A 16,165-nucleotide genomic window follows, 5' to 3' on the forward strand; every position below is an offset into this window, starting at 1 on the left:
TTGTTTACGTCAACACGACGGTCACGGTTTAATAAAAAGACAATAACACGAAGCTAGTTGATTTTCTGGACTTTACCAAATTACGGTTCTATATAAATTACTAAACGGCCATTCTACTAATGCCATAGACCACTCAGAGAATCCGTCCCTGGAGGGCGGCCACAATCCGGATTTTGGCGTAATCATAGCGCCCTTGCAAGAAGTCGTAAACCGGCTTTAACGCGTTGTTTTCCACGCCCACACGGGCCAGCGCGCGTTCGATATCCAGCCGCTCGGCGGTGTCGATCAGCGACGCCAAATCCACCTCATAACCGTTGTTCGACAGGTAGATCAGGTGCATGACAATGGTCGATGGTGACAGGTTTCGTTCCTGCGCCATTTCGTGAACGGTCAGGCCACGCTCGTAAAGTTCGAAGGTCATCAGGTGGGTGGCTCCTTTCAGGTTCGTGCCTTCGCGGGCCTGCCCCGTCAGGAAGCTGGCAATTTCCTGCATGAAGCGTTTTCCGAATACCTGCAACTTCCGGTCGCCGACCCCGCTGACGTTCCGGAAGGCTTCGGGCGTCGTCGGGCGCAGGCGACTCATTTCTTCCAGCGTGGAGTCGGTGAAGATCACGTACGGCGGCACGTTCTGTTCGTCGGCCAGTTGTTTCCGCAGTTGACGCAGCCGCTCGAAGAGGTCGTCGCGAGCCGACTCGGTTTTGGTCTTCGGCTTCTGCTCGGCTTTGCGTTGGGCCGCTTCCTCCGGTTTGATCAGCTCGATTTTCCGGTTCTGGAACAAAACCGCATCGGCCAGGATGCCTTTTCGCAGAAAATAGTGGTTGTCGTACGCAATCTCAATCACGCCGATGTTGATCAGTTGCTGCAGATAACTCCGCCATTCGTCAAACTTCAGGTCGCTGCCCGCGCCGTAGGTTTTGATCAAATGGTAGTTGTTCTGCAAAATGGTCTGGTTGCGCGAGCCCCGCAGCACGTCGATCAGCGTGTTCATCGGCACCTGCTCTTTCAGCCGCACCAGGGCCGAAAGGGCTTTCTGGGCCAACACGGTCCCGTCGAACATCACGCGCGGATTCTGGCAAACGTCACAGTTGTTGCAGCCGTCGGCCAGTTCTTCCGAGAAATAACTCAGCAAAATCTGCCGACGGCACGAGTGGGCTTCGGCGTATTGCTGCATTCGCTCCAGCTTCGCCATTTGCAGGCCCAGGTTGACCGGGGCATTTTCCGACAGCATTTCCTTCCAGTTCGCCACGTCGGCAAAGCTGTAAAACAACAGCGTCTCAGCCGCCGAACCGTCGCGTCCGGCCCGTCCGATTTCCTGGTAAAAGCTCTCCAGGTTTTTCGGCATATTGTAATGAATCACCCAGCGCACATTGGATTTGTCGATGCCCATCCCAAAGGCAATCGTCGCGCAGATAATTCGAATATCGTCGCGCACAAACTCCTCCTGTGCACGGGCACGGTCGTCGGCGCTCATGCCGGCGTGGTAAAAACCGGCCCGATAGCCTTTTTCCTGCAACTTGGCCGCCAGTGCTTCCGTGGATTTCCGGCTCTGGCAGTAGATGATTCCGGAATTGTCGGGTTGTATGGCCAAAAATCGCTCGATCTGCTGCATCCGTTTCAGACCGGGCAACACCCGTAGGCTCAGGTTCGGCCGGTTGAAGGAAGCAATAAAAACCGCCGGATCGTCCAGGTGCAGTTGGGTCACGATGTCCTGCCGGGTCAGCTTGTCGGCCGTAGCCGTCAGAGCAACCACGGGCACATCCGGAAAGTGGTTTTTCAGCAGGGCCAATTGGGTGTATTCCGGCCGAAAATCATGGCCCCAGGATGAGATGCAGTGCGCTTCATCGACCGCGAAGAAACTAATGGGCAAGGTATTCAGAAATACAAAGAATGACTCTGAGAGCAGTTTTTCGGGCGACACATACAGCAGCTTCAGCCGCCCGGCCTGACAATCCTGCTCAATTTGGCGCTGTTCACGGCTGCTCTGGGTGCTGTTCAAATAAGCCGCCGGAATCCCGTTCTGCAACAGGGCCTCGACCTGATCTTTCATGAGTGCAATCAGGGGCGAAACTACCACGCAGACACCCGGTTTCATCAGCGCCGGAACCTGAAAGCAGACCGATTTTCCACCACCCGTCGGCATCAGCACCAGCGTATCCCGACCCTCCAGCAGCGTCCGGACAATCTCTTCCTGCATCGGCCGGAACCGGTCGTAGCCGTAATATTGCTTCAGCACCTCCACCGGTTGCAGCGTTTCCGTCTCGCTCATCTTTGTTGTATCGATCATTTCCCTATTTTTTGTTCGGTGGCCGTAGGCAACACCGTGTTGAATGTTCCCCAAAACCGCTCGTCATACTGCCCAGATTGCTTCGGCAGGTGGTCGGTAGTCAGCAATAGCTCCGTTTCCTTCACAGCCTGTCCATTTGATTTCGCGTACTCATTCGTCACATAATGCAGGCAAATCGACGCCAAAACCGGGTCAGCATGGGGCACGACAAACTGCGTTTCGAGCACCAGCCGCGAATCCTGCAAATACCATTTGTTGTTCCAACGGCGATACTGGCTGTGGCTCGATACTCGTTTTACTTCTTTTTTCGAGCGACCAGTCAGGTTATCAAAAACCGATTTCAAACTGGTTTTTAGTACTTCTCCGGCGGCTTCGGGCGTAAACTCGTAGGTTATTCGCACAATGGCCCGGCTGACGGTATCGATCAGCAACTCGCCGGTCCGGGCCGCCCGCACCCGCCGACCCGCCACCGGAGCAAACGTCAGCCGGTAAACCGGTCGGTCATCAAAACCGGTCAGGAGCGAATCCAGCCGAAATTCATAGTCAGTTAAATTGTCCCCGGTCCAATAATCAGGTGGTCCTAACTCCATGCTGCGCGTGACAATAGCGGCACCGTTTGGAAAGGCGTACCCTTCGAGACATTTCGGTAGCGGTTCGCGGACGAGTTGACGGCCTTTCACCAGTTTCACTTTCTCGGGTAATTCGGTTTTCGCGTCCGGCAACTTTTCGACTTTCAACACCGCTTCCCGCACATTCCAGCAAACCGTATCGGCCGTCAAGGTCTCGCGGTAAAAACCGGTCAGCACCGTTGGTGTCGGCTGGAAATTCGCCGGAATCGCTTTTAGGGCTGCAAACACCAGCATGCGGGCATCGGTGCGGTTGCGAAAAGACGACGACAGCACAATGGGCTCGATGGCTTCCAGCGACACCCTCACCGAATCGGCTGGTTTCAGATTCCGAAACGCAATGAAGCCGTTCTGATAGCCCGGAGCTGCGACTATTCCTTCCTTTTGGGCGTCGATTTTTGGGTATTTTAGCAAAAACCAGCCGTCGGCATTTGCCAGGGTACCCCAGGCTTTCCCGGCCACACTAATATAGGCCGATACCACCGGTTTGCCGGTTTTCTGATCAACCACCTGCCCAGTTACCTGCTGGTACCCCTGCGCCCAAACCGCCTTTCCACCTACCCAAACCCCAAATAGAATGCCCAGCACGTATTTCATGCGGAAAACCGTTAAAAGCGTCTAACACCCATTTACGGGATGCCGCCGAATCGGGTTCCGTTTTCAAAAATACGAAATCCGGTGCGCTTCTCCCATGAAAAGGACGTAAACATACAACTTGTTTTTATTGCATATACAATTTACCGAGTGCATTTTTTGCGAGTTTTTTACTCCGGATTTCGGCTACTTAAACACCCATGTCTTTGCGATCAGGCAGACCAAAAATCCGGGAATATCCGTATGTTTGAAGGTCGAATAACCCTGTAAACGCTTCAAAGTAATATGATGAAAATAGGATTTACCGGCGCGCTGTTGCTCATGAGCCTCGGCGTACAGGCGCAGACTCCACTTACCCCCGAACAGCTCTGGAAATGGGGCCGGGTATCGGGCCTGGGAATCTCCAAAGACAAACAGTTCGTGGTCTACGCCGTCAGCACGCCCAATGCAGAAGAAAATAAAAGTGTGCGCAAAACGTACCGCATTCCGCTGGCGGGTGGCCTGGCGACCGAGATTCCGAATGCCGGAGAATTGCTGCCCAATTCCAAAATCTCGTCAGACGGCAAACACCTGATTAGCAGCGAAGCGGTTAAGATTGAAGACATTACCAGCACCGATAAATACCCCGACCTGAAAAAATCGAATGCCTACATGTACACCTCGCTGAATTACCGGCACTGGGACACCTGGGAAGACGGGAAATACGATCACGTGTTTGTGGCTCCCCTGGTCGACGGAAAACCGGGTAAAGCCAAAGACATCATGCCCGGCGAAAAATTCGACTGCCCGCAAAAACCGTTCGGGGGTGACGAGGATTTCATCTGGCATCCCGACGGCAAACGGATTCTGTACGTCACCAAAAAGAAATCCGGCACCGACTATGCCGTCAGCACCAACACGGATTTGTACGAATACGACCTGGCGACCGGCACGACCAAAAATCTGACCGAAGAGAACAAGGGCTATGATGTAAGCCCGGAGTATAACGCGAAGGGCGAACTGGCCTGGCTGCAAATGAAACGCGACGGCTACGAATCCGACAAACAGGATTTGATCGTCTGGGACGGCATCACCAAAATGAACCTGACCCAGCAACGGGACGACCTTCACATCAATAGTTTCAAATGGAGCACCGACGGCCGTTCACTGTTTTTCAATGCACCTATCGACGGCACGATTCAACTGTTTGAAGTTCGCTATCCGGGTCGGACGAAAATGATGCCCGTGATTCGGCAAGTGACCAAAGGTGATTTCGACATTACGGCCATCGTCGGCCAATCGGGCAATACGCTGGTGGTGGCCCGCAACGACATCAACCACCCAACCGAACTCTACACGGTCGATCTGGCGAGCGGAACCCTCAAACAACTCACGCACGTCAACGACGAGGGCGTTAAAAATACCGGTATCTGCAAAACCGAGCGCCGGATGGTCCGCACAACCGATAACAAGCAAATGCTGGTCTGGGTGATCTATCCACCCGGTTTTGATCCCGCCAAAAAATACCCGGCCCTGCTTTACTGCCAGGGCGGTCCGCAGTCGGCCCTGACGCAGACGTACTCCTACCGCTGGAATTTTCAGTTGATGGCGTCGCAGGGCTACATCGTGGTCGCACCCAACCGCCGGGGCATGCCGGGCCACGGCACCGAATGGAACGAGCAGGTGAGCAAGGATTACGGCGGGCAGGTGTTGAACGATTACCTGAGCGCTATCGACGATGTGGCCAGAGAACCGTTCGTGGATAAAAACCGGCTGGGCTGCGTCGGGCCGAGCTTTGGTGGCTATTCGGTTTATGCACTGGCCGGAAAACACGACAAGCGGTTTAAGTCCTTCATCTCGCACGACGGTATTTTCGATTTCCGGAGCATGTACGGCACAACTGAAGAACTCTTCTTCGTCAACTGGGATTTCGGTGGGCCGTACTGGGACACGAAAAACAAATCCGCCCAGCGGACCTACGAACACTCACCGAGTAATTTCGTGGACAAATGGGACACGCCGATTTTCATTATCCAGGGTGGTCGGGATTACCGCGTCCCGATCGAGCAGGGCCTGCAGGCGTTTCAGGCGGCTCAGTTGCGGGGCATTAAAAGTAAGTTGCTCTACCTGCCCGACGAAAACCATTGGGTGCTGACGGCCCAGAACGCGCTGGTCTGGCAACGGGAGTTTTTTAGCTGGCTGAAGGAGACGTTGAATTAAAACCGCCTACTCTACATTCCCCTTCACCTGCAGCCCGCTGGGTACGCGGGCCGGGACGGTTTGGGTGTCGGGTGCCGGTTGCAAACCCTGACAGGGGTAGGAAAAAGTTAGCTTACCCGCTGTCAGGGTCTGCGACCGTAGCGACGGCCCGGCACTGACAGGGGCAAAAAAAGGGGCGGCCATTATGCAACGGCAGCCCCTTCTTATTTTACCGCTTTCCGACCGCTAGTTGGCTACGTTTAGCCGGTAGGAGAACGGGGAACTGTAAAACGCTCCACCCGTGATGTTAACACCGGTATTGCTGGCCGTGTACGATTTGCCGTTGGTCAGTTTCATGACGCCGGTGATGGTGAAATAGTCACCCGCCGAAATGTCCGTTAACGCCAGCTTGGTCGCCGTCAGGGCTTCGGTACCCGTTACGGTGATGGTGGCCCGGGGATAGCCGGTTTGGGCGTCTTTCGCAAACGTCGATGCAGCGAGCGACTTTAGCGCCACGGCCGTCGTCGTTTTGGTGCCGTTGGCAGGCGTGGCATCGACAAACGCAATGGACAAATCATAGGAAGCGAACATGGCGCCATAGTCGGGCGTCACGGCCTCGGCCACCAGTTCCAGTTTGGTGCCGCCCATGTTGGCTTTGCTCACACTGAACGTCGAATTGACGACCGGGTAAGGCGTGACGGTCCGGATGTAACCGCCCTGTTCCATATTCCGTTCATCGATCTTGTCAACAACTTCTGTTTTGCAGGCTCCCACCAACAGGATCATGCCCAGAAGAATGGTGAAATATTTCATAATTAGTTGTCTTAAGTGGTGAATGGTTTTTAGTTTATGGTTTACAGTTTTTGGCTTACGGTTCGCAGTCAAACCTAACAGTCTAAAAGTCAACTACTTATACAGGTAACTAAAAACTGTAAACTATAAACTGTAAACTTTTTCTCTGTTGAAAACCGGTTATTTCAGCAAACCGCTCGGGTTATTATCCCAGAAAACCGGTGTCGTCAAATCCTTTTTCTGCACCGCACTGGAGTTCCGGGTAATGAACGACGACGGGTAATAGAACGAACGCGGGAAAGCGCCCGGATTCGGATCGAGCGCGGGTTGCTGGTTCGCGGGTTTCCCAGTCCGCCGGTACAGGTTATAGGCTTCGATACCGTTGCCATGCAGAGCCAGCCAGTATTCCGTACCGATGATGTTCAGTTTAGCATCCGTCGTGGTGGCTGCGTCATAGTCCGCCAGTACCTTCGTAACGTACTTGGTGACCTCAGTGGCCCAGACGATGTTGTTAGCGGCTTCGAAGGTTGCAATTTTGCTGCTTTCGTTGGTCCCCAGCGCCACCGTCCGAACGTCGGCCATCGATTTTTCAATCGCTGACTTGAGCAGGTCTTTGGCTACGCCGGTGGTGCCCAGCGTCAGGGCGGATTCAGCCAGCATGAAATCGACAAACGAACGCATCATGATGGGATGAATGCCGGCACCTCCACCGCCCGCACCCAGCGAAACCGGCACACCCGCGTCGTTATCATATAAACCGCCCGCCGGATAAACGCCCCAGGCCGTCCGCAGCAAACCATCCGGTGGAATACCCTCGTTGCTCAGGTGATCGCGGCCCCAGTATCCCACCGTGGTCGGCAGACAATACACGTCCGTGCTGGAGTAGTGAGCCGGCTTTGAGTTGGTAATACACCGCAGGGCGTTCACATCGGTCGGGTTTTTGATGGTCTGCCGGTAGAAGTAAAACCGCATGCGCGGGTCCGGAAATCCCTTCGCAGCATACATTGTACCCATGTAGGAGTTCGACTGGTAGTCGCCCCCGCCGGTCGGCGAATACTGTCCGCCGTACCGGGGATGGCGCGTGTCGGGGTTAGTCAGGTTGGTCCCGTACTTATACGCAAAGTTCTGGGTTGCCGTCGAAATCAGCTTTCCGCCCGCAATCAGCGCATTGATGGCCGCCGTCGAACCGGCCGCATCGGTCAGCCGTTGGTTCAGGTAGATTTTGAGCTTCAGCGTGTTGGCAAACCGCGTCCAGCTATCGGTACTTCCCGCATACATCAGGTCGTTTGAAGCACCGGCTTTCGAGGTAGCGGCAAAATTGGCAATGGCCTTGTCAAGTTCCTCCAGCGCCGTCTTGTAAATGCTGGCACCATTATCCACTTTCGGGTTGAAGTTGGCTGCGTCGATGGCTTCCGTATACGGCACATCACCGAACACATCCACCAGATTGACGAGTACCGAAGCCCGCAGGGTCCGGGCAATCCCGGCATGCACAAACAGTTCTCCGGCTTCAGCCAGCGGAATGAGTGTTTTCACATCCGTCAGAATACCGGCATAGGCCGTACTCCAGGCGCCGTCGTAATTGGCTGGCGACACGGCATTGTCGTAAATGGCCGATCCCTGGTTCAGCATCCGGGTCAGGCGCATACCGGGGTCACTCAGGGAGTTGAAATGCCCGGCGTAGCTTATTTCGATTTGATTGAGCAGGTAATTGATGTCGGTGTTACTGGTCGTGACGGCGTTCGGATTGTCGAGCAGATCCAGTTCGCACGAACTCAGGACGACCATACACAACGCCAGCAGAATTGTGCCTAGTTTCTTAATCATGATATAGATTCGTTAATGAGTGAGACCGAAAGTGCGGTTTTACCGCGATCAGAACGTCAGTTTCAGCGTTCCGCCCAATCGACGGGAGCTTGGGCCAGTCAGGAACTCGAAGCCCAGGCCGTTGCCGACCCCCAATCCCAGGTTGTCCGTGTCGAAATTGAGGCCTTTCGGGAAATGGATGGCCCGGTACCAGAGGTTATTGCCCGTCAGTGCCAGCGAGGCTCCTTTGATGAACATCTTGCCCAAAATTTTCTTGGGCAACTGGTACGACAACGAAACTTCCTGCAAACGAATCGTCGAACCGTCGTACATCCGGCCTTCGTCGCCGAAGAAATAATAGTTGTTGAAATAAAAGTCGGAAGCCGTGATCTGAATGTCGTTCGGCGTACCATCAGATAGTTTAACCCCCGGAACAACAAGCGTTTGGGCGCGGTCGTAACCTGTCTCTGTGCCCGTATCGATGGTCAGCCCTCGGCCCAGCAAAGCCCCGGCCGTGGATGAATACATCGCCCCTCCGTGCCGGTAAGCCATCATCACACTCAGCGAAATACCTTTGAAGGTAACTTCATTGATCAAACTGGTCGTAAAAGCCGGATTCGGATCGCCCAGTACTACGGGTGAGGTGGTCGCCAGCAGGTATCCCCCGCCGTCGATCAGGTACTGCCCCTGTTCGTTCCGGCGAAAACCGGTTCCTTTGATGATGTTGAACGGCTGCCCCACCACGGCGTAGTTGCCCAGCGATCCACCAAAACCAGCGACCTGCACCTCCTGCAACGTTCCGCCCAGATCGAGCACTTTAGGCCGGTTTCGTGAGAATACACCGGTAACATCCCAGGAAAAATTGCTGTTTTTCAAGGGCGTTCCAGACACACTGATTTCAATCCCCTCATTGCGGATTTTCCCGATGTTGATCGTGGTGGCCGTGTAACCCGTCGAGGCATCCAGCGGGGTGCTCGTAATCAGGTCGCGGGTATTGCGCTGGTAGGCGGTTACATCGAACGTCAGGGCGTTGTTAAACAGCCGTCCTTCCAGTCCGATTTCGGTTTCGGTGTGCAGTTCCGGTTTCAGGTTCGGGTTGCCGAGTGTATTGTCCACCGAGTGTGTCTGTACGGTCGTTCCGGCGGGCGTCAGCCAGGCCCGGGCATTCTGGTTCAGCACGTTCCGGGTGCTGTAGGGGTTCGGAAAACCGGCCGAGGTTCCGATACCGGCCCGCAGTTTCAGGAAATTGACAAAACCGCCTGCCTGCAAGCCTTCAAAAACCGAGGTTGGTACGAACGAAATACTGGCCGAAGGGTAGAAAATCCGGCGGTTTTCCGGTTCTACCGTCGAAGTCCAGTCGTTGCGGCCCGCCAGGTTTAAAAACAGGAAGTCGTTGACATCGGCCGTAATCTCGCCGAAAACACCGATTCGAGTTTGCTCAACGGTTCCGTTAATGGACGTATTGTCAATGAAGTTATTGTGCCGGAACAGGTTACGGGCCAGTTGGTTCTGGCTAGCCACAAAAATGGCATTCGTTACGTCGTTCCGCATGTTACCACCAATCCGGCCCGACAGCGTAACCTTTTCACCCAGGGATCGGTTGTAGGACAAAATCATGCTGTTGTCCCAGATGGTATTCTGTACGTCGTAGGTATTGTAGTATCCATTGACAAAATCAACCCCACCCTTGTTGAATTTGTACTCCTGATTTTCGGTGTAGGTATCCAGACCGATTTTGTAGACCAGCATCAGGTCTTTGGCAATGTCATAATTGAGCGTGGTCGTGGCAAAAATCCGGTTGACGACACCGTTCGTTTTGTAATTTTTCAGCATCCAGCGCGGGTTCGGAATATCGTTTCCGCTCCGAAAATATACCGTGCTGCCATCGACCGGGCTCTCAAACGGCCAACCCATCAAATCCACCTGCCGGGGCGTGTAGAGTACGTTGGCCAGGATAGACGGAAAACCGCCCAGCGAGTTGTTGCCGGTTCCGGCGTTCAGAGGAGGGGAAAACTGGTCGGTCTGGGCAAAGTTGAAGGACGAAATGAGGGTAAGTTTTTTGCTCAACTGCGCATTCAGACCAAACCCAAAGTTCAGCTTCGTCAGCCCGTTTTCCGGAATGTAGCCTTCTTCCTTATTATAACCGGCCGAAACGTTGTAGCTAACCCGCTCGCCCCCGCCCGAGACGTTCACCGAGGTGTTGTAAATTTTTCCAGTCCGGAAGAAATCTTTCACGTTGTTGGGAAACACCTTCATGGTATACGGGCTCACCGACGCGACATAAGGCGCCATAGCCGACCGCAGGGAAGCCACGCTCAAAAACGCGTACGGGTGGTTGGTCAGGGCCGTATTGGTGTTTTGCGACGGATAAATTGCCGCTTCCTCCAGGGTCGGCCCCCAGTTGCTGAAGAAATACCCTAGGTTCTGCTGAAAACCGCCGACGTAATCATTCTGATAGCGCGGCAGGTGAGCGGTGTTGGTAAAAAATGACTGCGTCAGCGAAACTTGGGTGGCCCGCGCCTTCCGGGTGCCGTTTTTGGTGGTCACCAGAATAACGCCGTTGCGGCCCTGATCGCCGTAGGTCACAGTAGCGGCCAATCCTTTCAGCACACTGATGTTCTCGATGTTGTTGGGGTCCAGATCCAGAAACCGGCTGGAAGCTGACTGGCTCCCGCCCGTAAACCCACCCCCACCGCCGGTGATGCCACCCCGGGAGTTGGTGCTGGAGTTAAACGGAACGCCATCGACCACAAACAGGGGCTGCGTGGAGCCGGTGATGGACGAAAACCCCCGGATGTTGATGTTGGTGCCCGTACCGGACACCCCCGAAGTCGCGGTGATGTTGACGCCGGGAATCTTTCCCTGCAACACCCGGGCTACATCGGGCTGCGGCCGGTCGGCAATCTGCTTGCTTTCCACCGTGCTGACGGAATAGCCCAGTGCCTTTTTCTCACGGACGATCCCTTGCGCGGTTACCACGATTTCCTGGAGTTGCTTGGCATCTGATTCGAGCGAAACATTGATGGTCGCCCGTGTACCGACTTCGACCTCTTTCGTCAGCATGCCGACGAAACTAAACACCAAAACCGGATTACTGCCCGAGACATTGAGTGTATACGTCCCGTTGGCGTCGGTGTTGGTTCCCATTGTGGTCCCTTTAGCGACCACCGACACACCGGGCAAGGGAGAGCCGTCTTCGGTAGACGTAACGACCCCACTGACCTTTCGATCCTGAGCATGGGCACACACCCAGGTCATACAAGCCATTATCAGGCTTAGTAATAAATGTTTTTTCATCATGTATTTAGTTTGGTTAAGACAAGACGCTATCGGTGAATAGCGCTACTAAATTTATTTATTAAAAATTTATTAAAACAAATGACAAGGCATTTTATTTGATTTTTGATAAAATCCTATCAGTTGACATCAAAAACATATAAACAGGTTGAAAATTAATGATTTAACATACGTTATAGCCAAATTATATTTAAACTTTATAAATTTATATTCACCATTTTGTGGTTTTTACATAAAGAATAAATGCAAACTATCGCATCAATATGTTTGTGCATTATCATCAATTAAATGAGCCTTTTAACAATTTATTAATCAACTTTCATTAGTTTATCTATTCTATTTTATAACCTAAGTGATTCAATATTTTCCTTTTTTAAGAATGATCTATTGAATCACTATGGCCATATAGTTAGTAACAACTATGTTGGTATAATACACTAATGAAATACGTCGTTGCCAGGAAAATCAGGAAAAGTGCAGGAGACGGGGTGGCGTGTACGTACACCGGTATTGACAAGAAGCCGCAGAACCGCCCATTGAAGGCATGGCAAAAAAAAACTGCGATGAGTCAGAAGGGGCTTCCTTCAACTCATCGCAGCCTGGATTTAGAATTTCCAGCCGTTAAAACTCGGCGCTTTTGGGGGTGCGGGGGAACGGAATCACATCACGGATGTTGCTCATGCCGGTCACAAACAGCACCAGCCGTTCGAAGCCCAGGCCAAAACCGGCGTGCGGGGCCGAGCCAAACTGCCGGGTTTCGAGAAACCACCAGATGTTGGCCGGATCGATACCGACTTCGTGTACGCGAGCCATTAGCTTTTCGTAGTCGTCTTCGCGCTGAGAACCGCCAATGATTTCGCCGATGCCGGGGAACAACACATCCATCGCCCGCACCGTGGGGCCGGGGGTTGCCGGCGAAGGTTCGTCCTGCTTCATGTAAAAGGACTTGATTTCGCGCGGGTAGTTGGTCAGAATCACCGGTTTTTTGAAATGCTTCTCGACCAGATAGCGCTCGTGTTCGGATTGCAGGTCGATGCCCCACCCCACCGGAAACTGGAATTTCTTCTCTTTATGCGGTTTTGATTGCAGCAGAATATCGATTGCTTCCGTGTAGGTCAACCGCTGGAAATCATTATTGACCACAAACGACAGTTTTTCGAGCAGCGGCATCGGGCTGCGTTCGGCCTGTGGTTTATTTTTTTCCTCGTCAATCAGGCGGGTTTCCAGAAACTTCAGATCATCGGCGCAGTGTTCCATCGCGTAGCCGATGACGGTTTTGACGAAGTCTTCGGCCAGATTCATGTTGTCTTCCAGTTCGTAGAAAGCCATTTCGGGTTCGATCATCCAGAACTCAGCCAGGTGGCGCGTGGTGTTGGAATTTTCGGCCCGGAAGGTGGGTCCGAACGTGTAGATTTTCGACAAAGCCAATGCCCCAAGTTCGCCTTCGAGTTGTCCCGAAACCGTCAGGTTGGTTTCCCGGCCAAAAAAGTCCTGCTTAAAGTCGATCGCTCCTTCCTCCGTCCGTGGCAGGTTGTTCAGGTCCAGCGTCGTGACGCGGAACATTTCGCCCGCGCCCTCGGCATCCGAAGCCGTAATGATGGGGGTATGCAGGTAGAAAAAGTCGTGATCGTTGAAATACTTGTGAACGGCAAACGCCAGCGCGTGCCGGATGCGGAGTACGGCGCTAAAGGTATTCGTGCGCGGGCGCAGGTGAGCGATTTCCCGCAAAAATTCCATCGAATGCCGCTTGGGTTGCAACGGGTATTTTTCCGGATCGGCGGGGCCCAGCACCCGGATTTCGGTGGCTTTCACTTCCACTTTCTGACCCGACCCCAGCGACTCGACCAGGGTGCCGCTCACGGCCACGCAGGCCCCAGTGGTCACCAGCCGAATAAGTTCCTCGCCGAACTGACCCGGTTCAGCGACGGCCTGGATGTTGTGAATGGTCGAACCATCGTTGATGGCGACGAAAATGGCGTTTTTACTTTCCCGCTTGGTCCGAACCCACCCTTTGACGGTGACGGTATGACCGGTCGTATCCGATGCAAGTAATTTTTTAACCGATAAAAGACTCATTCCGAATGGTAACAAATGTGAAAGACGGTCGCAAAGGTAAGCCATTCAATGAAAAATGACGCGAGTTGTTCTATACTGAATCATTTGCAACCGATAAATAATATTTATTTTACCACTGATTATCAATTACTTACATCGATTTTATCAAAAAAACGCAAATTGTAAAACATTTTTTTTTAACATTGGTCTAGAATTTGATAGCCCGGCCAACCTATGACGGCATCTGGCGGCCATGGTGCCCGAATTTAGCGTAGTTAGTTATGCAAAGACTTAGCCTTACCCAATCCCTCCAGCAAAAGCTGTCTCCGCAGCAGATTCAGTTTATTAAACTGTTGCAGATTCCGACGGCCGAACTAGAAACCCGTATCGAAGAAGAGCTGGAAATTAACCCGGCGCTGGAAGAGGGGCTTGATACGGACTATGACGAACCCAGTGCCGAAGACCCGTTTTCCGACGATTATGAAGACGATTACAAAGAGCGTAACGACGAAGTGGATCTGGGTAGCTATCTGAATGAAGATGACTACAACGGGTACAAAATGCAGGGCGACGGTAATTACAACGAAGAAGAGCGCGAAATGCCGGTGGCCAACCGCTCGACGCTGACCGACACGCTCATGCAGCAGTTTGGGTATCTGAACCTGGATGAACGGCAGGAAGCTATTGGAATGCAGTTGATCGGCAGCATCGAAAATGACGGTTACATCCGGCGCTCGATGCAGGCCATCGTCAACGACCTGGCCTTTTCGCACGGCATTTTCACCGATACGGAAGAGCTGGAAATCGTTCTGAAACGCATCCAGACGTTTGACCCGCCCGGAATCGCAGCCCGGACGCTCCAGGAATGTCTGCTGTTGCAACTGCAACGCAAGGATCCATCCGACCCGACCGTTCCGCTGGCGATCCGGATCATCGAAGATCTGTTTGAGGAGTTTTCGAAAAAACACTACGATAAGATCCAAAAGCGCCTGAACATAGGCGAAGAACAACTCAAGAAAGTCATTACACTGATTACGAAGCTGAATCCGAAACCGGGTTCGGGCGAAGGTGAAGATGCCGCCATCCAGTACCTGATTCCGGATTTTATCCTGACCAACAACGGTGGCAAACTCGAATTGACACTCAACTCGCGCAACGCTCCCGAACTCCGCATCAGCCGGTCGTTTGCCGAAATGCTCGACACCTATGAGAAAAGCAATAAGAACAACCGCTCACTGAAAGAAACCGTCTCGTTTGTCAAGCAAAAGCTTGATGCCGCCAAGTGGTTCATCGATGCCATCAAGCAACGCCAGGCAACCCTGCTTAAGACGATGAATGCCATTGTAAAATTCCAGTATGATTTTTTTCTGGAAGGCGACGAAACGAAACTGAAACCGATGATTCTGAAGGACATTGCCAACCTGATTGACATGGACGTTTCGACGGTTTCGCGGGTGGCGAATAGCAAGGCGGTGCAAACGGAGTTTGGCATTTATCCACTCAAATACTTCTTCTCGGAGGGGATTGCCACTGATTCGGGCGAGGATGTCAGCAGCCGCGAGGTGAAAAATATTCTGAAAGAGTTCATCGATCATGAGCCCAAAGGCAATCCGCTTTCGGACGATAAGCTGGAAAAGATGCTCAATGAACGCGGTTACAACATTGCCCGCCGAACCGTTGCCAAATACCGTGAGCAATTAAACATTCCGGTGGCCCGCTTGCGGAAACAACTTTGACAACTTTCGGTTTTCAACATACGCCGGGCCTCCAATACGGTTTTGACGCGATCGTGCGTTCATATCGGTATGCTTTGTTAATTTTGTTCAATGATTGAAGAGCAACGGTTGACCGAAAACCGAAAATCGAAAACTGAAAGCGTGAGCGTCACGCTGGCCCGTGTCCTGTCGGCGGTTTTTCATCCGCTCCTGATGCCCACAATTTTATTCAGTATTTTACTGTATAGTACACCGGCGAGTCTGGGAGTTGATGCATACGGGCCCAACTTCAGGCCGAGTCTTCTGTTCCTCATCTGCATTTGCACCTTTTTGGTCCCTGCTTTCCTGATTTACTTCCTGTACCGCACCGGCTTTGTGAGTAGCCTGCACATGAACGAGTTACATGACCGGCGAGTGCCGTATTTCATGACTGCCCTACTTTACACCACAACAACCCTTCTCTTTGCGTACCAGTTTTCAAATGCGATTCCTAAAATTGGAATTGTAATGGGAGGCATTACTGTATCGGTAACACTTGTCGGTCTGATCAGTCTGTTCTGGAAGATCAGCGCGCACAGCGTTGGGGTCAGTGGCATGGTTGGCACGATCCTCGCCATTGCCGTTAAGACCGGTGAACCTTCTCTTTTGTATCCATTGCTATCCCTGGTTGTGCTGGCCGGTCTGCTGGCCAGTGCCCGGCTCCACCTGAACGCCCACACCCCCGCCCAGATTGCCGGTGGCATGAGCCTAGGGCTGCTCATCAGCCTGGCGACGGTCGTATTGCTGGTGTGATGGCATTTCTCCGTTCACGGTTTTTT

9 protein-coding genes are annotated in these 16,165 nt (G+C 52.9%); 3 read left to right on the forward strand and 6 right to left on the reverse strand.

What is annotated here, in order from left to right:
• Positions 1-133 precede the first annotated feature (133 nt).
• Positions 134-2,284, reverse strand: coding sequence for a DNA helicase RecQ (gene recQ / locus ACO2Q8_RS16485; RefSeq protein WP_423345940.1), 2,151 nt, complete (start codon positions 2,282-2,284; stop codon positions 134-136).
• Positions 2,281-3,507: a hypothetical protein gene (locus ACO2Q8_RS16490; protein WP_423345941.1), complete on the reverse strand. Its 1,227-nt coding sequence runs from the start codon at positions 3,505-3,507 to the stop codon at positions 2,281-2,283. The genes recQ and ACO2Q8_RS16490 overlap by 4 nt, the downstream gene beginning before the upstream one ends.
• Before the next feature lie 282 nt (positions 3,508-3,789).
• Between ACO2Q8_RS16490 and ACO2Q8_RS16495 the strand changes: the two genes are divergently transcribed.
• Positions 3,790-5,703, forward strand: coding sequence for an alpha/beta fold hydrolase (locus tag ACO2Q8_RS16495; RefSeq protein WP_423345942.1), 1,914 nt, complete (start codon positions 3,790-3,792; stop codon positions 5,701-5,703).
• 225 nt (positions 5,704-5,928) lie between these two features.
• Here ACO2Q8_RS16495 and ACO2Q8_RS16500 read toward each other — a convergent pair whose 3' ends face one another.
• From ACO2Q8_RS16500 to asnS, 4 genes are all read right to left on the reverse strand, one after another.
• Positions 5,929-6,495 (reverse strand): hypothetical protein, encoded by a 567-nt coding sequence (locus tag ACO2Q8_RS16500; protein ID WP_423345943.1) that lies wholly within the window; start codon positions 6,493-6,495, stop codon positions 5,929-5,931.
• Between the two features lie 159 nt (positions 6,496-6,654).
• The gene (locus tag ACO2Q8_RS16505) at positions 6,655-8,301 is read right to left on the reverse strand and encodes a SusD/RagB family nutrient-binding outer membrane lipoprotein (RefSeq protein WP_423345944.1); all 1,647 of its coding nucleotides are present in this window, start codon (positions 8,299-8,301) and stop codon (positions 6,655-6,657) included.
• A 48-nt stretch (positions 8,302-8,349) separates the two neighbouring features.
• Positions 8,350-11,577 carry a SusC/RagA family TonB-linked outer membrane protein gene (locus ACO2Q8_RS16510; protein ID WP_423345945.1) on the reverse strand — a complete coding sequence of 1,076 codons (3,228 nt, stop codon included), beginning with the start codon at positions 11,575-11,577 and terminating at the stop codon, positions 8,350-8,352.
• A gap of 621 nt (positions 11,578-12,198) precedes the next feature.
• Positions 12,199-13,653, reverse strand: coding sequence for an asparagine--tRNA ligase (gene asnS, locus ACO2Q8_RS16515; RefSeq protein ID WP_423345946.1), 1,455 nt, complete (start codon positions 13,651-13,653; stop codon positions 12,199-12,201).
• A 260-nt stretch (positions 13,654-13,913) separates the two neighbouring features.
• Here asnS and rpoN point away from each other — a divergent pair, with 260 nt between their 5' ends.
• A complete protein-coding gene (gene rpoN, locus ACO2Q8_RS16520; RefSeq protein ID WP_423345947.1) occupies positions 13,914-15,368 on the forward strand; it encodes an RNA polymerase factor sigma-54 in 1,455 nt (484 codons plus the stop codon).
• Positions 15,369-15,458: 90 nt separating this feature from the next.
• Positions 15,459-16,139 (forward strand): hypothetical protein, encoded by a 681-nt coding sequence (locus ACO2Q8_RS16525; RefSeq protein WP_423345948.1) that lies wholly within the window; start codon positions 15,459-15,461, stop codon positions 16,137-16,139.
• Positions 16,140-16,165: the final 26 nt, after the last annotated feature.

Source organism: Larkinella sp. VNQ87, assembly GCF_049445795.1.
Classification (GTDB): domain Bacteria; phylum Bacteroidota; class Bacteroidia; order Cytophagales; family Spirosomataceae; genus Larkinella.